The following is a 19,594-nucleotide window of genomic DNA, read 5'->3' on the forward strand; positions in this document are numbered from 1 at the left end:
AGGTTCCCCTGTGCCATTACCCCTGTGGCTTGCTAGTGAAGCTTGATCTGGTTAATGCCGTGGTGTTTGTGCCCGGTTCAGGATAAACTCGCTGCGGTAGCGATCGCACTCCATGAGTGCAGCTTCGCGTCCCCGAAGTCGCAATTTCCCAGCGGTGCCAGGCTGCTGATTCTTGAGTTCGCATGAAAGTTATTCCAACCGCGATTCCTGAGGTGTTGTTGCTAGAGCCTCCGGTTTATGGCGATCACCGAGGCTTCTTTTTAGAAAGCTTCAACCAACAGACCTTTGCCGATAAAACTGGGCTAGAGCGCACCTTTGTGCAGGACAACCACTCCCGCTCCAAGGGCGGCATTCTGCGTGGACTGCATTACCAGATTCAGCAAACCCAGGGCAAATTGCTCCGAGTCGTGGCGGGCGAAATTTTTGATGTTGCGGTGGATATTCGTCGCAGTTCGCCCACGTTTGGTCAGTGGGTGGGGGAAGTATTGTCTGCCGAGAATCATCGCCAGCTCTGGGTGCCCGAGGGGTTTGCCCACGGCTTTTATGTGATGTCCGACAGTGCCGACGTGCTTTATAAAACGACGGACTACTACGCACCGCAGCACGAGCGTAGCCTCTTGTGGAATGATCCCGATCTAGAGATCGCTTGGCCTTTAGGGGATACTGAACCCGTGCTATCGGCGAAGGATCAACAGGGCGATCGCTTGGCCGAGGCCGAGGTGTTTGCGTAATGAAGATTTTGCTGCTGGGGTGTCAGGGCCAGGTCGGCCAAGAGTTGCTCACTACGCTATCGGCGATCGGGACGGTCACCGCTTGGGGGCGTCACGAGTTAGATCTCGCTCAATTAGATGCCATTGGCCCCAAGATTTTGGCCCAGCCGCCCGATGTGATTGTGAATGCCGCTGCCTACACTGCGGTGGATAAAGCCGAGCAAGAACCCCAACTCGCTTACACCATTAACGGTGAAGCCCCAGGAAAATTAGCCCAAGCGGCGGCGGCGTGTGGGGCGATCCTGATTCACATTTCGACGGACTACGTTTTCGACGGTCAGCAAAACCAGCCTTATCAACCTGACAGTCCGACGAATCCGCTGGGGGTGTATGGCCAATCCAAACTGGCGGGGGAATTGGCGGTGCAGGCTGCCTGCGATCGCCACGTCATTCTGCGCACCGCCTGGGTTTACGGGGCTAAGGGACAGGGCAACTTCGTCAAAACTATGTTGCGACTGGGGGCCGAGCGCGACACGTTGAAAGTCGTTTACGACCAAGTCGGGTGCCCTACCTGGAGCTATGACATTGCCGCCGCGATCGCTCAACTCATCCCGTATCTCGCACCGGGCACGTTTGGCACCTACCATTTCACCAATAGTGGGGCCGTGAGTTGGTACGACTTTGCGATCGCCATTTTTGAAGAAGCCGCTGCCCTGGGCTATCCGCTGACCCTGAAAACCGTGCTGCCCATCACCACCGACCAATACCCGCTGCCCGCCAAGCGTCCCGCTTACTCGGTACTCGGCTCCGAAAAACTCGACGCACTCTTGAACCAAACGCCTCCCCATTGGCGGGTCAGCCTCCGCAAAATGCTGCAAGAGTTTGTGTCGTCTCCACCGCAAGGCTAGCGAGAGGTTGCCCCCATGACGATGAAAGCACTGATGTTATCCGGTGGCCGCGGTACCCGCCTGCGCCCCCTCACCTACACAGGGGCAAAGCAACTGGTGCCCGTGGTCAATAAACCGATTCTCTGGTACGGCATTGAGCAAATTGTCGCGGCTGGCATCACCGACATCGGCATCGTCATCAGTCCTGAAACTGGCGACGCCATTCGGGCGGCGACGGGTGACGGCGCTCAGTTTGGGGCTAAAATCACCTACATTTTGCAAGACAGCCCCGACGGCTTGGCCCACGCGGTGAAAGTGGCGCAACCGTTCCTTGGTGAGTCACCGTTTTTGATGTACCTCGGCGACAATCTAATCCGCGATGAGCTAGCCGGGTTTGTCAGTGAATTTGTGACGCGATCGCTCGACGCCCTCATCATGCTGAAGCAAGTGCCCAACCCCACGGCCTTTGGCGTCGCGGTGTTGAACTCCGCAGGGCAGGTCACTCGCCTGGTGGAAAAGCCCAAAGATCCGCCGTCGGATTTAGCCCTCGTCGGGGTTTATCTGTTTTCGCCCCAGATTCATCAGGTGATTGCCCAGCTACAGCCCTCACCGCGCGGTGAGCTGGAAATTACTGACGCCATTCAAGCCCTGGTTGATACTGGCGGCAACGTGACGGCTGAGACCTTACAAGGTTGGTGGCTCGACACGGGCAAAAAGGACGACCTTTTGGCCGCTAACCAAATCATTCTCGATGAAACCCTCAGTCATGACATTGCCGGCACCGTGGATGACGCCACCCAGATCAGCGGTCGCGTCCGCATTGGCCCCGGCACCACGGTGGTCAATTCCACCATTCGCGGCCCGGTGGCGATCGGCGACAACTGCCACATCGAAAACTGTTTCATTGGTTCCTACAGCAGCATCGCCCACAGTGTCACCATGATCGACGTGGAAATGGATCACAGCGTCGTACTCGAAGGCGCTGTGATCAAAGAACTGCACCAGCGGATTGTCGATAGCCTCATCGGCCGCCGCGCCCGCCTTGTGCACAGTCCCAAACGGCCCAAAGCCTCGCGCTTCATGGTGGGCGACGATTGTGTCATTGAGCTGATTTAAATCAAGCGCTTGCAGAACTGTTGATAGGTAGGCGCGATCGCGGCCATCGTTCACAACTGGTGCGATGCCTGCTCTAAATAATTTGGATGTTATGGCAGAAGGTTGAAAGGTCTAAGGTGCACGGTGTACAGAACGCTTTTGCCTCGGGCAGTTCGGTCATTGAGCGTGGTCTAACCTAATGGCGGCTTGCTGTATTTGATGCTCGTTGCTAAGCGGTAGTCTCAAACCGTGAATTGGCTGCCCTCTGGATTGAGTTAAATCAATCCAGAGGGCATTTTGCATTTATAAAAACGCCAATAGCCAGTAAAATTTGAGTAACGGGTATTCCTTCGCAGGCGAACCGCCAATCGCGTGGCGCAATGTCGGTAGGATGGATCTTGATTTTGCACGCTGCTCTGTTGACGCACAACATAGGTATCTGGACATGACCGCAGTCACTTCTAAGCCAACGGTTCCCGCATTTTGCGATGGTATTCAGCATTTTGCCGAAACTCTACCGGATTTTGACACCTACGGCAAAACGCCCGCCATTGGTGAAGGACAGGCGGCGATCGCCTCCCCCACTGACGCCGCTGCGGTGTACCAAACCATGTTGGCCGCAGATGCCCTGCGGTATCTCACGTTGCAGGTGACAGCGAGCAAACAATCGGGGCACCCCGGTGGCTTTGCCAGCATTGCCGATGGCATTGCGGCGCTGGCGATGCTGGGCCACAAAAACATCGTGACGGAGGTCGGTCACCACGCTCCCGGCTTCTACAGCACCGTGTTTCTCGATCGCTCCCTCGAAGCCATGGGCATCGAGACGGTACAGCAAATGTGCGATCGCTTTCGCGAGACCCACGGCTTGCTGGGCCACCTCTCCGGCCAAATGCCCGGTTTGTTGAGCCCCGCTGGCCCTTTGGGGCAAGGCCAACACTTCGCGATGGCGGGGGCGAAGCTGCATCCTGACGTGCTCTTTCCGGTAACCATCGGTGATGGCGGCTTGGGCGAACCCTACATCATGAGCAGCTTTGGCCACTTCCACACCGCCTATCCCCAAATCACGAACTTCTTACCGGTGTTGGTGTGGAATGGCTATTCCCAGGAGCACCACAGCATGGTGTCCACCCAGTCCAATGAAACGATGACCGCCTACTGGCGAGCCAATGGTTTCAAAGAAGTCATTTTGGTGGATGCCAAAGACTTTGACGACGCCAACCAGCCCGGTGCTTATGTGGACAGCACCGCATTTTCGCAAAAGCAGCGCTTGGTCTTTACCCAGGCGGTGCTCGAAGCGACTGACAAAGCGGCCCAGTCAGCTCTGGGTGGGACGCTGACCGTCCTGATTATCAAGCAGCTCAAGGGGGCCGGGGTGCATAAGCGGGGGGCGCAATCCCATAACCTGTATCCGGGCGATAGCCTCGACAAAGACTACATTGTGGACGCCCTCAAGGCACGGGCGCTGACGCCCGCCGCCTGGGATTTGGTGCGCACTAACCTGATGCGATCAATGGGCGGGCCTAACTCCGCTACCGCTGTCACCGAATCGGTGTTGGCGCTGCCGGACTTGGGGGAGCTGCCGCTGCAAGAATTTGCCGTCGGCGGCGATAAGCAAGTTGCGACGACGGCCATGGGGGCGCTGGTCGGTCATGTGGGCCAGCAAGATCCGCAGTTCATTGTGACCAATGCCGACGGCAACGCGGCGTCTGGAATCAACAATATTAACCAGGCGCTCAAAATCATTCACCCCACCACGGATGAGGTGTATTTTCAGCAGCCCCAAGGACAGGTTTACGAACCGCTGAGTGAAGATGCTTGCGCTGGATTAGCCGCCGCCCAGGCTTTGTTTGGGGCGCGATCGCTCTGGTGCTCTTACGAATCATTCGCCATCAACGGCCTGCCTATTTGGCAAACTGTCACCCAGGCCATGGCGGAATTGCGTCGTTTGACCCCCTCAACCGTCACCCTGTTTACCGCTGGTGCGCTGGAACAGGGGCGCAACGGCTGGACCCACCAACGCCCCGAAATTGAAAACTATTTTGCGGGCATGATGCGCAACGGCAATATCTTCCCCCTCTTCCCCATGGATGCCAACAGTATCCAAGCCTGCTACGAGTGGGCGCTAGGCACCTTTAACAAAGGGGTCACCATTACTGCCAGCAAATCCCCCCTGCCCGTACGCACGACCTTGGCGCAAACTCGTACGGCGTTGCAGAAAGGGGCGATCGCCCTCAGCGCGACCCCTGGCAGCAAAACCGTGGTCTTTGCCGTGATCGGCGACATGACGCTGATTCCCGTGTTCGAAGCGGCGGAACAGCTCACGGCTGCTGGCATAGGAGTGCGGGTGGTTTCGGTTGTCAGCCCCCGACGACTCTATCGGCCCAGCGATGTGGCGTGGGAGAGCGCCTCAGAACCTGATGGCGACTTCCTCGGTGATGCCGAATTTGCCGAACTGTTTGAGGGCGATGCCCTGATTGGCGTTACCGGTGGGTCTTCGGCCATGTTGGAGCCGATCATGCTGCGTAGCAACACCCCTCGCGATACCTTTGCCTGGAAGCGGGGTGAAACTGCGAGTAGTGCCGCTCAAGTGATGGCGCTGAACGGCATTACCGCCGAAAACTTTGTCAGTCGCGCGAAGGCATTGCTGGGGTAAGTAACTGTTACGCCCCTCCTGCTTAACCAGGGATTCTGTGGGGGCGAACGGCGTACGGGGTAGCGTCTGCTCAAGCCGCCCGATTTTTCAACACCAGCTCGGCGACTTGTTCGATGAATGAGTCGCCTAAGCGATGGTGGCAGGTCGCGGCTAAGGAGACCAACGCACTCCGGGGGTTAGCACCGGCGGGGGGCGGGTTGCCGCAGTAAAGTTTGCGATTGATGATGGCGGGGCGCAGTTGCTGCTCGGCGAGATTGTTCATGGCGTCCACTTCGGGATCGTCCAGAAAGGGCAGCAAGTGGCCTTGAGGCGGGTCGGATGGTCAGGGGTGAGCAGCGGTTGGACGAAGTCGGCGTCTGCGCGGAAGAGATATAACGGTAGGCACGTCAGCTGACCAGAATGCTGTGAGGGAGGCTAACGAGAGGCCGCATGGCTCAGTCGGGGAACTCGATACCTTGATTGTGCGCTGACGATTCTCGAACGTTGCTGATTCAATGGCTAATTAAGCGGCTCAGACCTTTGAAAGCGCATCCAAAATTTCGCCAAATCATCTACGCATTCAGCAACGCCCAGTAACCTTCTAACTATTCTGGCAGATCCTAGTGGTGGTAAGTTGCGATCGGCATGACTCAGATTTTTGTGGTGATTTTCCGCAGTCTGAGGACATTGTTATGTTAGGATTAATGACTGTGGATGGCGGGTCGGTGCCCGAGTGGTTAATGGGGGCGGACTGTAAATCCGCTGGCTATGCCTACGCTGGTTCGAATCCAGCTCGGCCCATCCACGCCTGCCCATGTAGCTCAGCGGTAGAGCACACCCTTGGTAAGGGTGAGGTCACGAGTTCAATTCTCGTCATGGGCTTCTGGAAGGAATCAGCAGTTCTCCGCTTCATAAGATTGATAGAGCTGAATGAAGTATTGCCCCAATTCAAAATATGGCGTCGAAGGTTGAGAGCAACTGAGGCTCCGATTCTTTGCCTGCGGCAATTACTGATGTGGCGAGTTGTGCCCAGGTCAACGAAGATTCGAACCAGAGCTTGGTGGCTTGGCAATTCAAAATATGGCGTCGAAGGAAAGGCTCTGCGCCGAAAGCCTGTTCCCGAACAGCCTGATTTTGCCTTTCTTTAACGTGCCAGTTTTGATCGTTAAGCGGCGGCGAAACTCGATCCACAGATGTTTTTTGTTTTCAAGCAAGCCCCTAATTGCTCAGGAAAGTTGATGACTGAGCGCTGATTTTGGCTGTCATTGTGCAAGGAAAAAGTTGCATAGTGGCGATCGCTCAGCTTCGCAGGGGTGTCGCTACTTGAGCACTTAGCGGGGAGGCGTTGCAAATAAGTCAGATAACCTTCGTAATACAGGTTTAACACCCTCGAAACCGGATATTTACGCTCTTGTTATCAATTCTTTAGATCGATCAGGGTATATTTACGGACATCTTTGCTGTACGCTTAACTCCCGTAAAGCAAAGTCGGTGAGTGACTGCCGCTTAGTACAAATGCTTTTTGTATGCAGTTGTCATCTTGGCTTTACAAGTGTGGTGTATTTCGGGCTTTTTATGATCCTACGGGGTCAGCGTAGTCCCTTGCGGGCTCGCGGTTTGAGGATGTGAACTTTGTCTCCTGAATAGAATGTTGCGACTTGATTGGATCTTTTCCATTCCGGGTTCTGCATACCGACTTGTCGGATATTTGGCCCGTTCTTTTAAGCGTCGGTTTTGGTTGCAGGCAGCGATCGCCTTTTTGGTGGTGCAGCTGCTGAGTTGGTCTGGGGTCGTGCCCAATTTCGGTTTGACACCGGTGGCGGCTCAGTCAACCAACGTTACCAACCAAGCTGGCGGTAGTTATGTCGATGCCAGCAACACGCCCCAGAGAACGGTCTCAAATCCGACCTCTCTTCAGGCGACGGGAACGGCCTCCCTAACGATTATCAAAACGGCGGATCGGGGGGCGGCTGAGCCCGGCGATGTTGTGGTTTATCGACTCCTGGTACGCAACCCAGCGACGACACCCAGTGGTGCCCTAACGATTACGGATGAACTTCCTCTCGGCTTACAGTTCATTGAAGAGTCAGTGCGCACTTCGCCGCTGCAATTTACCAGTATTACGACCCGCGATCGCAGCTTTACCCTCGACTTTGGGGGGGCTTCGTTAGCGGGTGGTCAGGAGCTGTCGGTGGTCTACGCGGCTTTGGTGACTCCCGATGCCATTCGCGGCTCGGGGCGCAACGTGGCCCAGGCGATCACCCCTACCAGTAGTGCATCTGCTAGCAATGAACTCGCGATTCGTCCCGGCATTCTGGCTGACTGTGGCACGCTTGTCGGCCGCGTTTTTGTCGATAAAAACTTTGACGGTGAGCAGCAAGCGGGTGAGCCCGGTGTGCCAAATGCCGTGGTCTTTATGGACGACGGCAACCGAATTTTGACCGACCCCGACGGGCTGTTCTCGGTCGCCAATGTGTTGGCCGGCAATCGAGTTGGCACGCTGGATCTCACGAGTCTGCCGGGCTATACCCTGGCACCGAACCTGTTCCGACTGGCGGATAATAGTCAGTCGCGGCTGGTGCAGTTAGAACCCGGTGGCCTGGCTCGGATGAACTTTGGTGTCACACCCGCATTTGGGGAGGAGCAGGGGTGATGAAAACCTTACTTGCAATGCTTGGCTGGCTCATGGTCAGCGCTTTGGCCGCCGATGTGATGGGTGTGGCGATCGCCCAGACCACCACCGATGAAGGCGACAATGCCTCATCATCAGGGGCGCAACCGGAAAGAGCGGCCTCAACGCCAGTGGTTAATCTGGCCGCTTTAAGCCGTGACGCTGCGATATCGCCGGAGTCGGCTAAAATTGCCAACGCCTCCACCGAGGCTGACGCCTTGTCGAATCTTGATGCGGTCGGTGTGGGTAATCTCGCGTCACCAACTCGGGGCCAGGGTGCGATCGCTCCGGCGACGGCTGGCGATGCCGCCCGTACCTCCGCTGAGCGCGTGAACGAAAACACCGCATCAGCCCCTCGGTCGAGTGCTCCCGCCGCTGGGCAACTCGGCATCGCGACCACCAAGCTCTCAGACCTTCCTACCGCCGCTGATCTGGCTGATCTGACAGCGCAGTCCAATCCCCAGCCGCTGCCGGAAATTCCTGCGGATGCTCGGGCAGCTGAGGCTGAAGCGGCAGCAACGCTCCCTAAGTTCAACCTCAGCTTGGTGCCCGTCACGGATCCGGTAGTGCCCGCCAACCGCCGTTCCACCATTGAGTTTGAGGGCCGGATTACCGACCCCGACGGCAACCTTATTTCTCGGGATGTGGTGGTGACGCTGACCACTGGAGCCGGTGAGTTCCAAGGGGCCGATTATGATCCCGATATGGCGGGTTTTCAAGTCTTGGCCCGTCGCGGCCAGTTTGGGGCCATTCTGCGGTCTACCCTCGACGCTCAGCAGGTGCGTATTCGGGCAGCGGCCTCAGCCTATGAAGTGCAGGGACTCGACCCGGACGACGACGTCACGCTGGATCGGTTGGAACCGCTAGAAACCTTTGCTCAAGTAGAGTTCGCTACGAATCTGCGACCCACGCTGGTGTCGGGTGTGGTGGATGTGCGGCTGGGTCCGGGCGGCACGAATTTCTGGGGCAGCTATGCCGATTTTCTGAACCCCGACGACATTGGCGACACCGAGTTTGACCTGGGGGCGGCCTTATTCGCCACGGGTAGCCTGGGGGATTGGCAGTTCACCGGAGCGCTGAACACCCGGCGGGCACTGAATGAAACCTGCGACGGCAACCGTCTATTCCGTAACGATCAGTTTTGCGATAACTCTTACGCGGTTTACGGCGACAGTTCCCAGGTCGATTACCTCACCCCTTCGATTGATAGCTTTTTCGTGCGTTTTCAGCGCGATGCCGAGGTAGCCGGGGGCGAAGCCGATTACTTCATGTGGGGCGATTACCACACGACCGAATTTGCCCGTTCGTCCCAAGAGTTCACCTCGATCACGCGCCAGCTGCACGGCTTTAAGGGCAACTACACTCTGGGTAATTTGCAGATTACGGCGATGTATGCCAACAATCTGCGGCCGTTTCAACGGGATACCATCGCCCCCGATGGCACCAGCGGTTTCTACTTTTTGTCCCGCCGCGTCATCTTAGCGGGCAGTGAAAACGTCTTCCTGGAAACGGAAGAACTCAACCGTCCCGGCACGGTCATCGAGCGGCAGGCGCTCAACCGGGTCAGCGATTACGAGATTGACTACGATCGCGGCACCCTCTTATTCCGCCAGCCGATCTATCGCACCCGCTTTGACTCCCAGGGGAGAACCCTGGTCAATCGCATCGTGGTCACCTATGAAGTGGACTCAGCGGATGAAGGCAACCTCTACGCCGGGCGCTTCCAATACAATTTCAAGGCTGGGCAGCCCAACGCTGGCGGCTGGGCCGGCATTACCCTGCTATCCGAAGACCAGGGCGATCAGGACTTCTCGCTATACGGGGCGGATGTGCAGGTGCCCTTGGGCGAAACGGGCTCTTTCACTGGAGAATATGCCCATTCCTACTTCGATCGCTTTGGCGAATCAGCGGACGGTAACGCCTATCGCCTCGAAGCCCAGGGGCCGCTCTTTACCCCCACTGTGCAGGGGTTAGCTTATCTTCGCAGTGCGGATGAAGGCTTTTCCAACACCGCGACGACGAGCTTCCGGCCAGGGCAGACTCGTTGGGGGGCGGGGGTCAATGCCGCGGTCGGGCCGACCACTCAGGTCAACGTCCAGTTTGATCAGGAAATTAACCGAGGCGAAGCACCGGAGGTGCTCACCGACGAGTTTGAGCTGTTCCGGCCGGGGCAGTTTGCCCAACCGGGCGATCGCGTGGACAATACCCTGACCACCTATCGGGCTGGGGTGCGGCAGACGCTTGGCTCCGTCGATGTGGGACTGGATTATGTGAACCGCGATCGCACCGATCGCCTCACCAACACCAGCGCCAATTCGCAGCAGTTTGTGCCCCAGGTGGCCATCCCCATCACGGGGGATCTCCAGTTTCGCGCCCAGAGCGAAATCAATGTCGGCAGCGACGACGACATCGCCTACCCGGATCGCACTACCCTGGCGTTGGATTGGGCGGTGCAACCCGGCGTCACCATGCGCCTGTCGCAGCAGTTCATTAGCGGCAGCGGCGTGGAGCCGCGCAACATCACCAGTCTGGATACCATCGCTGACTATGATTTGGGCGACAACACCTCCCTGCGCAGTCGGTATTCGATCATTGGCGGCTACGGCGGACTCATTGGTCAGGCGGCTTTGGGGCTCAATCACCGCATCATCTTAGCCCCAGGCTTGCGGGCCACCGTCGGCATTGAACATGTGATCGACGATGCCTTTAACAACACCGGAGCAGGGCAGCAATTTGAGCAGCCCTACGCAGTGGGCCTCGGCGGTACGGCCCTCGGCATTCTGGGCGGTACCTCTTACTCCGTCGGCTTGGAATATACCAATAATCCCGACTTTCAGGCCAGCGCTCGGGTCGAGCATCGCGATTCTGCGGGGGGCAACAACACGGTGTTCACCGCCGCCGCTGCTGGCAAGGTCACGGATGAATTGACCACGCTGTTCCGGTTTCAAACGGCGAACTTTGCCAACCAGGGCATCACTGGAGAACTGGGCAATTCTACCGATCTAAAACTGGGGATGGCGTACCGCAATCCCATCAGCGATCAGTGGAATGCCCTGATGAGCTACGAATATCGGCGCAATCCGGCCACGACGCCCGATTCGTTGCTGATCGACAGCGGCATTGGCTCTTCTGACCATACCCTGGCGCTAGAAGCGATCTATGCTCCCAGCTGGCAGTGGGAGTTTTACGGTAAATACGCCTTCCGCCTGAGTGATGCGACGTTGGCGGACGATTTCACCTTCTCGAACTCCATTCACCTGATGCAGTTTCGCACGGCTTACCAGTTTGCCTATCGCTGGGATGTGTTGGGCGAGGTGCGTTACATTACCCAGCCGGAGGCCAGCTTCAACGAAGTGGGCACTTCGCTAGAACTGGGCTACTACTTAACGCCCGATTTGCGCATCGGTGTGGGCTATAGCTTTGGCAGCGTCGATAACGACGGCTTTGGCGGCGGCTATCGATCCGCCAGTGGCCCCTACTTGGGCGTGCAGCTCAAGGTCAACGAGCTCTTGAATGGGTTTGGCGTGCAGCCTGACGTGGTGCCGCCGCAGCAAGAAGAATCGCTGGTGGACACTGCTAACGCCCCGGCTGATCCGGAAGTCGAAGAACCGGCAGCGACGCCGGACGACATTTCTTACATCAACCCAGCCGCGACTGCTGAAGTCGTGACGGCGCTGGTCGATGCCGCTGGTGACTTCGCTGCTGCTTTGTCGGCGATCGCCACCGTGCCCCCTGACTCATCCAGTGATAGAGGTATCTGATGAACACGCTGTGGACAGTTTTGGCCCTCGGAACGGGACTCAGCCTGGGCATGACCGGAGCGATCGCGCAAGCGCCGAGCGGTTATGACATTACCGTCAATAGCGCGATCGATGGGGTCGTGACGCCTGATGATGACCTCACCCTGCGGGAAGCGATTTTATTAGTGAATGGGGCATTGGCCCTAGAGGCGTTATCCCCGGCAGAGCAAGCGTTGGTCACCCCAGCGGTCACCAGCACCATTGGATTTGACCTGCCCAGTGACGATACGGCGATCGCCCTCACCGCCGCTTTACCCCCCTTGCAGGCTGTGGGCCTCGTGCTCGACGGCACCACCCAACCAGGCTATGGCGCGACCCGACCCTATCTGCCAAATGTCCCGGTGCCTGTGGTCAGCCTGACCCCGGCGGCGGGCACCGAGATTTTGACGGGCCTGACCATCACGGGCTCTGATGTGACGGTGCGCGGGTTGAATTTGTACGGCTTTGCCGCCTCTCCCCGCATCGCTACCCTGACGACCCCATCGGCGGATATTTTGGTGATCAACCGGGCCTTGCCCGCCGACCTGGATCCCGATGCGCCCATGTTTGAGGGGCTAGAACTGGCCGATCCGGAGGCGACGATTACCGGCGTCACCATTGAGCAAAACTGGCTCGGCACTCCCCCGGATGAGTCCATGCCGGAACAGCGATCGGCGGCGGGCGTCGTGGTTCACAATGCCACGGACGTGCGCATTGCCGATAACCTGATTCAGCATCACGAAGCCAGTGGCGTGATCACGGGCTTTCGGGCCGACGGGCTAGAGCTGGATGGTAACGCCATCATCGGCAACGGCCTTGCGGGAATGCCCGACGGGGTGCGCCTAGAGGGGTCGCTCATTGGCGCGGCTGTCACCAATAACCTCATCTGCGCCAACGACGGCAGCGGTATTTATCTGTTCAAGCCTGAGGGCGCAGTGCAAATTGAGTCCAACGCCATTCGGTTTAATGGTCGCCGTTTTCGTCGGGCGGCAGTGTACGTGATGGGTCACGGTCACACCATTGTGGGCAACGAAATTGGCTACCAGCCTGGGCCTGGGGTGGCGGTTTCCGCCTATCCGCTGAGCGATCGCAACCTGATCCGCGAAAATCAATTTGCTCAGCTCGATGGCCTCAGCATTGACCTGCTGGCCCAGGGCAGCAGCGATATTCTCCATTTCCAGCGGGGCGATGGCCCCAACCCGCCCCGCAACCATCACCATCGCCGCGCCGAAACGGGCAACGGGGCGATTAACGCGCCTGAATTCAACGTTTACGCCTTTCGCACTGGCCCCGACTACGCCATTGTGGGGCAAGCGGATCCCGGCAGCGAGGTCGATCTGTACCAAATCAAACAAGATGCCGGGTTCTATAGTCCGCTCACCGAGCCACTCATGACCACCACCGCCGACGGCGACGGTAACTTTAGCTTTGATTGGGATACCGATGCGGGCGCTTGGGTGAGCGCGATCGCCTCTGACCCCGAGTTTGGAACCTCAGAACCGGCCCCCGTCATTGGCTTGCCCGCCAGCAACGGCACGCTACCCGCTCGCCCTCCGACTACCGTGCCCTTCGAGGCGACCTGTTATCCCCCGGTGGCAGCTATCCCAGACCGGCCCGCCGAGCCGATTGTGCTGCGGGTGCCGCGCAACATCCACTTTGCCCTCGATCAATCCTTCATCAGCCTCGAAAGTTCCTTCATCCTGGATCAAATTGCCGACGCGATGCAGACCTATCCCTCGCTCACGGTGGAACTGCAAGGCCATACCGATCCCCGCGCCAGCGTCGGTTACAACCAAGCCCTGAGTGAACGTCGCGCTCTCGCCGCCCGCGACTATCTGCTCAGCCAGGGCATTGCCGCCGAACGGCTGCGCATCGTGCCCTTTGGCGAATCCCGTCGCCGCACCCAGGGCAATACCACCCTCGACTATGCCCGCGATCGCCGGGTGGAATTCATCTTTACCGACACCCAGGGGCTCGACATCATTTTTGAAGCGGTCGAATCCGACCTGCAAATCGAATAGTCATTACCCGACCGCATCTTTCTTGTGTTCATCCAGTTTTTTTAGGTAAGAAGCCGTGTTCTCTGCAAGCAAGTCCAGCCCCAGTTCATCAACCTTTAAGTCGATTCGTCTGGCCTGGTTGTGTGGTTTGACGGCCTGCTCAACCTTGATGGTGTCCCCGAGTGCGATCGCTCAGACCACTCTGCCTAACGTGCCTAACTTAGACTTTCAGACGAGTGGCCCAGCCAGGGGGGCGACCATTGGTGACTGGTATACCAGTCGCGGCACTGCCAGCACCGACCGCTTACATCGCTTTTTCATCGATATCACCGCGCAAGACTTAGTCGATGCCGGTGGCAGCATTGTCATCACGGTCAATAACGCTGGCAGTGGTGGCGCGATTGATGAAGTCAACGGCCCGGCTGACCCGACTCGATTTAGACTCATTGATCCCAGCGGTGCCATCATTCAAACTCAAACGTTTAATGGCGGCGCGGCGTCTACGGGGCAAGATTTTTCGTTTCCGGCAATCTCTCAACCCGGGACTTACATCATTACCAGTGAAACTGGCGCCGAGCCAATTTTTGGCACCTTAACGGATAATCTCAACGATGACGATAACTCGTTTGAAATTAGCGTCCCAGTTAACGAACTACTAATTGGTAACCTTCAAGGCAGCTTTCAGTTTAATGGTGGTGGCACCACCGATCTGCCTCTATTCTTTCTGGTAGGGCCGGGCACTGACTCGCTGCGACTCCGAAATTTTGACCTAGACGGTGGCGGTGATGTCACTTACGCCAATCCCTCAGACCCCGCAGCCATCACGGCTCCAGGGAGCATTCTTGGTACGGAAAGCGGAAACGCCGTTTGGAATGGCCCTGGCGGCACGTTGAACACTGGCGAAGACTTTTTAGATATCAATAACGGCAGTCTAACTGTCGATGCAGGCCGTTGGAGAATCTTTGTCGACAACTACACGAGCAACAACCAAACCATTTTCGAAGCGAATACGGGGAACACTCGACTTCCAATTCTTGACACCGTGCCTACGCGAGCCGGTAACTTCACCATTACCCAAGACACGACGCTGACAACGACCATTGGGAATGAAGTCTGTCACCCGTTCACCGTCACCAATAATTTCTTTACCACTGACATTGTTAACCTCAGCGCTACCGGCACTGCGGCTAACGTCATTGCTCAGTTGCGTGATACCAACGGCAATCCATTGCCTGACACCGATGGCGATGGTCAAGTTGATACCGGAATCTTACAGGCAGCACCAGGACCCGGTAATTCGGCCCAATTTCTCCTCTGCGTTACGCCCCAACCGGGGGCTCCGTCAGTCGATGTCACGACCATCACGGGCACCTCTTTCATGGATCGAAGGATTCGTGAGCAAGCGTTTCCCCCAGGCAACCCCAATCGTGCTCCTGTCCCGCAGTCAGTCGAAAAGCGGACGCTAATTCCCTCTCCCAGCGTGGGTTTGGCAAAAACGAATTCGGCTCTGCGTCCGGTCGGTGGCGGTTTATTTGATGTCGATCTGACCTTTGTGGTCAGGAATACTGGCACCACCATCTTGAATAACGTGCAAATTCAAGAAGACCTGCAAGAAGTCTTTGTCGATAATCCTCAAGTTGGAGGCGTTGCCAGTGATGGCGCAACGGGCATTACGGCAGTAAACCTGACTGGGCCGATCACGTTTGCCGGGGGCGGCACCGCGCCGACCTTTAATGCCGCCTATGATGGCAACGGCAACATTAACTTATTTAGTGCGGGTAATACCTTTAACCCCGGCGACGAAGCCACAATTACGATTACTGTGCGCCTCGATCTCGCCCCTGACAATACCGTGGACATTGACAATAGTGCTGTGGCGACGGGCAACCCGCCGGGAGGGGGCACGGTAACGGACACCTCGCAATCTGGCAGCGACGTTGACCCGGATAACGATGGCGACCCCACCAACAACAACCAACCAAACCGGATTCGTATTCCGAGTATTGGCGTGGCTAAAACCGTAGGCACGCCTGTCCTCATCGGTGGTACCACTTACCAGTTTGACTACACCATCCGGGTCGAAAATACTGGCACCATCCAGTTGACCAATGTGCAACTCACCGAAAATCTCCAGGCGGCGTTGATCGATAATGCCTTCAACCGCGCTGATAGCTTTACGGTGACTAATGTCGCCCTCAGCTTCCCCGATGGGGCTCCTACCGTTCCACCCACCCTGAATCCGGTTTTTAACGGTACCTCGATCACGACTTTATTTGACGGTACCGCTGCAAATACCTTTGACCCTGATCAGACCGCGCAGGTGGTGATTACGGTGCAGGCAGACTTGGGGCCGGTGACGGGTACCGCCTCTGCCACGGGCTTAGGTGACGGTATCTTAGAGTCGCAAAACGTTGCTGAAGCGAGCGGTACTCCACTTGATGCCCTAGGCAACCCATTACCTCCAGTTACCGACGTGTCTCAAGACGGTACCAATGTCGATCCGGATAATGATGGCAACCCCAATAACAACAACACCCCCACGACATTACTGATCAACTCGGGGCCAGGCCTTAATCTGGTCAAGCGCATTACTAATGTTTTCCGAGGGGGGGCTCCGATCGCGGTGCCTGGTATCACTCAGTTCAACGATCAGGACGGTTTCTTAGAAGACAATGCGTTGAATACGGTGTTGGGCGGCGGCAATTCTTTGCCTGGGGTGTTTCAGCTCCCGGCAGGTTTTTCACTGGAACCCAATGATGAATTGGAATACACCATCTTCTTCTGGAACAACAGCGGCAGCGCCATCAGTCAGCTAGAGATTTGTGATGAGCTGCAGCCGCCTAGCGTCTTAAACACAGCCGCTGGCTTCGAGCTCTCGGCAGTCCGAGTTCCCAGCCCACCTTTCTTCTTTAACTCGGGGCCTTTGGTCGAAGGGCGATCGCCCGGTGCGCCACTGGATCAGTCCTGTATTTCAGTGCCTGGTACCTTCCCCTTTGGGCCGCCTGGCCCCACGGGAGGCTTCGGCGTCGGTGCTGGTGGTGGCGTGGTCGGCGGTCCCTTTAATGTCCCCCCTAACCAATTTGGGGCCATTCGATTCCGCGTACGGATTCCCTAAGGTTTAGGAAGTCGATGGCGGGCTGAGGTTAGCCGGGGCGATCGCCTCGGCTAACCAAGGGATACAGAACTTTTCTGACGTTAATGGCCGATTTGAACTAATGACCGATGGTTAGGGTTGCCCCAGCGAGACTGGCTTAGTCCAGCACTAAAGTCGCCAAGCGATAGCCGGCAATTTTGGCAATTTCGGCCAGGGCCGTTTGGCGCTCAGTCTCGGCATCGTGAGTTAAGCGCTGGCGAAAAGCGGCCAAAATCGATGTCTTGGTATGTTCTTTCACCGCGACGATGAAGGGGAATTGGAAGCGATCGCGATACGCCTGATTCAATTCTGAGAAGGTGGTAAATTCCTCGGGAGAGAGTTGGTCAAGGCCAGCGCCCGCTTGCTCTTGCACAGAAGCAGCCGTCATTTTGGCCTTAACTCCCAGGTCGGGATGCGCCTGAATTAAGCGCACTTGAGCCGCCGTTGGTAAAGCTTGCATTACCGCGACCATGGCCTGATGCAACGACTCCACGGTCGCAAAGGGGCGGCGGGGCCAGGTTTGTTGAGCGATCGCGGGCGTATGCTCAAAGATGTCGCCCAACGCTTGGGTGAAATCGGCCTGATCCATCTGGTTCAGCGCTGCCAACGTCATCGGTGTCATGGCTAGCTGCCTCGGTAAGTGCTGTAAGACCAGGGCGATACTAACAGCGGCACATGGTAATGCGACTCCACATCGGCAATGCCAAACCGGAGGGTCACTTCTCCTAAAAAGGCGGGCTCCGGCAGCTCAAGACCCCGCTGTCGAAAGTACGCGTCTACTTCAAACACCAGCTCATACTGACCGACCTTGAACTCTGCGGGGCTCAGCATGGGCGTATCCGTGCGCCCGTCGGTATTGGTAAACGTGTGCTTAAGCAAAACGGATTGCTGCGTTGCGGGATCAATGACTCGTAGGCCGACCCCCATCGCCGCGGCCGGACAACCATTCGCCGTATCCAGCACATGCGTCGTTAATTTTCCCACCATGAACCATTCCTCTCCCGTTGTTGCTGGTAAAGCCAAACTCGCGACTCGCTTGGCCGTCCTCAAGTTAGACCAATATCATGCGTAAAGCCCGCTTGACCCTAGCTGTTCACGAGGCTTAGTCCAGCCGCGGCCCGATGACCATCCGACCAAGGTCTGCCGATTGTCATGCTCAAGTGGCTCTTGGGCTAACGCATGGGGCCACCCAAGATGACTTTGGCCAATGCCTCCGTCACGGCTTCGGGCGACTCCTGTTTCAGCTCTTCGTACCAGGCCTCGGTCAGCGCCGGGTCTTTGCCATAAATTGTGTCCGTGCGCTGGCGGGCTTTGAGCACTAAGGCGGCAGTGCGGTCTTTGCGCTCATGCTCATAGCGCTGTAGGGCGTCGGGCACGCTGATATTGGTGGTGACCAAGTAGCGGGTCAGCACCTCGGCATCTTCCACGGCTTGGCATCCCCCTTGTCCCAAGGTCGGGGTCGTCGCGTGGGCCGCATCACCAATGAGCACCGCCCGCCCCCGCGCCAACCGCGGGGGCGGATCGATGTCGTGAATTTCGAGGCGATTGGTACTAAGGGGATCCAAAGCCTGAATGAGTTTTTGCACGGGGGCGGGCCAATCAGCAAAGATTTCGGCTAACTCATCCCGGCGATCGGCGGGCTCGACGATGGTGCCTTTGGCCATGGGGGCCCCAAAAAAGTAGTAAAAGCGATCGCCGCCAATGGGCATCATGGAAGCGCGTTTCCCTTGACCGACATAAATCACCCAATTATCGGCGTCGCAAAGGCCGGGTTGGGCATCAACAATGCCGTTCCAGTTCACATAGTTGGCGTAGCGTGGGGTGATCGATGCCCCCAAGACATACTCCCGTACCAGAGAGTGAATGCCATCTGCCCCCACTAAAATATCGCCCGTGGCGCGATGACCATTTTCAAAAATGGCGGTGACCTGGTCGGCGGTTTCTTCTACACCTACGCAGCGCATTTGCAACTGCACCTGGTCACGTCCTGCCGCGTTGAGCAGCATTTCCTGCAGGTCGGTGCGCGAGACGGGATAAGGACGTTGCCCCACCTGATGAATCAGCGGCATCAGGTCAATGTGGCTGAGGGGTTCGTCTTGATGGTTCCGATATTCCATGCGGTTCATCGTGCCGCCCAACGCCGCCAGTGGCTCGCCCAGTCCCAGTCGATTCAGCACTTTGACACCGTTAGACCAGAGCGAAATGCCAGCTCCGGCGGGCCGCAGGGCGCTGACTCGATCGTAGATTTCGACGGTGTATCCGGCTTGTTTTAAGGCGATCGCGGTCGTGAGTCCCCCAATACCAGCACCCACCACAATGGCTTTCAAGTTGTACATAGTTTCGACGGTAGTAAATCAGTGAGCCTCAAAAATGGGCAGCAAAACGCCGCCAGCCCGCATTCTTGTCATTCAGTGTAATAGACGTATCCTCAAACTTGAAGCCGACAAAATATTGCTGCGGCAATCATCGACATTGCTTGACGACATCATGCCAAATCGCTGGCAGTGAGTCGTTCGCTGCGAACTGTTCAGACAAATAGGCGATGACCTGAGATGCCATGCAGTGAGGCCGGGCCGCTTCGGCAGCACGAACTCCGATATCCTCAGCTACGGGACTTGCGCGCAAAAAAGATCCCCATGAACCGAGTTTCGACTCCGCTCAACTCTCGATACTGGTAGGTTGAGCGC

The 19,594-nt window shown here is 57.2% G+C and carries 12 protein-coding genes and 2 tRNA genes; 10 read left to right on the forward strand and 4 right to left on the reverse strand.

The genetic code is table 11. The annotated features are described in order from the left end of the window. Positions 1–182 precede the first annotated feature (182 nt). From rfbC to JUK32_RS04985, 4 genes are all read left to right on the forward strand, one after another. Positions 183–731, forward strand: a complete 549-nt coding sequence (gene rfbC / locus JUK32_RS04970; protein WP_204137747.1) for a dTDP-4-dehydrorhamnose 3,5-epimerase — start codon at positions 183–185, stop codon at positions 729–731. Further along, positions 731–1,618, forward strand: coding sequence for a dTDP-4-dehydrorhamnose reductase (gene rfbD, locus JUK32_RS04975; RefSeq protein WP_204137748.1), 888 nt, complete (start codon positions 731–733; stop codon positions 1,616–1,618). Before rfbC ends, rfbD begins: the two co-directional genes overlap by 1 nt. 21 nt (positions 1,619–1,639) lie before the next feature. Next, on the forward strand, positions 1,640–2,713 hold the full coding sequence (locus JUK32_RS04980) for a glucose-1-phosphate thymidylyltransferase (RefSeq protein WP_204137756.1): 1,074 nt from the start codon (positions 1,640–1,642) through the stop codon (positions 2,711–2,713). A gap of 424 nt (positions 2,714–3,137) precedes the next feature. Continuing rightward, a complete protein-coding gene (locus JUK32_RS04985; RefSeq protein ID WP_204137749.1) occupies positions 3,138–5,345 on the forward strand; it encodes a phosphoketolase in 2,208 nt (735 codons plus the stop codon). 70 nt (positions 5,346–5,415) lie between these two features. Here JUK32_RS04985 and JUK32_RS04990 read toward each other — a convergent pair whose 3' ends face one another. Next, the gene (locus tag JUK32_RS04990; RefSeq protein ID WP_204137750.1) at positions 5,416–5,607 is read right to left on the reverse strand and encodes a hypothetical protein; all 192 of its coding nucleotides are present in this window, start codon (positions 5,605–5,607) and stop codon (positions 5,416–5,418) included. A gap of 436 nt (positions 5,608–6,043) precedes the next feature. Here JUK32_RS04990 and JUK32_RS04995 point away from each other — a divergent pair. The 6 genes from JUK32_RS04995 to JUK32_RS28400 all read left to right on the forward strand — a co-directional run bounded on the left by JUK32_RS04995 (position 6,044) and on the right by JUK32_RS28400 (position 16,889). Next, a tRNA-Tyr gene (locus JUK32_RS04995) sits at positions 6,044–6,125 on the forward strand. Positions 6,126–6,134: 9 nt separating this feature from the next. Next, positions 6,135–6,206: transfer RNA gene (locus tag JUK32_RS05000), tRNA-Thr, on the forward strand. Between the two features lie 766 nt (positions 6,207–6,972). Further along, positions 6,973–7,977, forward strand: a complete 1,005-nt coding sequence (locus JUK32_RS05005; RefSeq protein WP_204137751.1) for a DUF11 domain-containing protein — start codon at positions 6,973–6,975, stop codon at positions 7,975–7,977. Then, complete coding sequence (locus JUK32_RS05010) at positions 7,977–11,756, forward strand: TonB-dependent receptor (protein ID WP_204137752.1); 3,780 nt, start codon at positions 7,977–7,979, stop codon at positions 11,754–11,756. The genes JUK32_RS05005 and JUK32_RS05010 overlap by 1 nt, the downstream gene beginning before the upstream one ends. Further along, positions 11,756–13,795 carry an OmpA family protein gene (locus JUK32_RS05015; RefSeq protein WP_204137753.1) on the forward strand — a complete coding sequence of 680 codons (2,040 nt, stop codon included), beginning with the start codon at positions 11,756–11,758 and terminating at the stop codon, positions 13,793–13,795. Before JUK32_RS05010 ends, JUK32_RS05015 begins: the two co-directional genes overlap by 1 nt. 55 nt (positions 13,796–13,850) lie before the next feature. Beyond that, entirely contained in the window at positions 13,851–16,889 is a 3,039-nt protein-coding gene (locus JUK32_RS28400; protein WP_204137754.1) for a hypothetical protein, read from the forward strand. Between the two features lie 136 nt (positions 16,890–17,025). On the opposite strand, the gene uraD is transcribed toward JUK32_RS28400, so the two are convergent. From uraD to hpxO, 3 genes are all read right to left on the reverse strand, one after another. After that, positions 17,026–17,529: a 2-oxo-4-hydroxy-4-carboxy-5-ureidoimidazoline decarboxylase gene (gene uraD / locus JUK32_RS05025; protein WP_239112343.1), complete on the reverse strand. Its 504-nt coding sequence runs from the start codon at positions 17,527–17,529 to the stop codon at positions 17,026–17,028. A gap of 2 nt (positions 17,530–17,531) precedes the next feature. Beyond that, complete coding sequence (uraH, locus tag JUK32_RS05030; protein WP_239112344.1) at positions 17,532–17,894, reverse strand: hydroxyisourate hydrolase; 363 nt, start codon at positions 17,892–17,894, stop codon at positions 17,532–17,534. A gap of 185 nt (positions 17,895–18,079) precedes the next feature. Further along, the gene (gene hpxO, locus JUK32_RS05035) at positions 18,080–19,243 is read right to left on the reverse strand and encodes an FAD-dependent urate hydroxylase HpxO (RefSeq protein WP_204137755.1); all 1,164 of its coding nucleotides are present in this window, start codon (positions 19,241–19,243) and stop codon (positions 18,080–18,082) included. Positions 19,244–19,594: the final 351 nt, after the last annotated feature.

Origin of the sequence: Halomicronema sp. CCY15110 (assembly GCF_016888165.1) — a bacterium.
In the GTDB taxonomy this organism is placed as follows: Bacteria; Cyanobacteriota; Cyanobacteriia; order Phormidesmidales; family Phormidesmidaceae; genus Halomicronema.

Bases quoted from the DNA above. Each gene is read 5' to 3' on its own strand.
- JUK32_RS04985 (WP_204137749.1), top strand. From the start codon at position 3,138: ATGACCGCAGTCACTTCTAAGCCAACGGTTCCCGCATTTTGCGATGGT.
- uraH (WP_239112344.1), bottom strand. From the start codon at position 17,894: ATGGTGGGAAAATTAACGACGCATGTGCTGGATACGGCGAATGGTTGT.
- JUK32_RS05015 (WP_204137753.1), top strand. From the start codon at position 11,756: ATGAACACGCTGTGGACAGTTTTGGCCCTCGGAACGGGACTCAGCCTG.
- JUK32_RS05010 (WP_204137752.1), top strand. From the start codon at position 7,977: ATGAAAACCTTACTTGCAATGCTTGGCTGGCTCATGGTCAGCGCTTTG.
- JUK32_RS04980 (WP_204137756.1), top strand. From the start codon at position 1,640: ATGAAAGCACTGATGTTATCCGGTGGCCGCGGTACCCGCCTGCGCCCC.
- JUK32_RS05005 (WP_204137751.1), top strand. From the start codon at position 6,973: ATGTTGCGACTTGATTGGATCTTTTCCATTCCGGGTTCTGCATACCGA.
- hpxO (WP_204137755.1), bottom strand. From the start codon at position 19,243: ATGTACAACTTGAAAGCCATTGTGGTGGGTGCTGGTATTGGGGGACTC.
- rfbD (WP_204137748.1), top strand. From the start codon at position 731: ATGAAGATTTTGCTGCTGGGGTGTCAGGGCCAGGTCGGCCAAGAGTTG.
- rfbC (WP_204137747.1), top strand. From the start codon at position 183: ATGAAAGTTATTCCAACCGCGATTCCTGAGGTGTTGTTGCTAGAGCCT.
- uraD (WP_239112343.1), bottom strand. From the start codon at position 17,529: ATGACACCGATGACGTTGGCAGCGCTGAACCAGATGGATCAGGCCGAT.
- JUK32_RS04990 (WP_204137750.1), bottom strand. From the start codon at position 5,607: ATGAACAATCTCGCCGAGCAGCAACTGCGCCCCGCCATCATCAATCGC.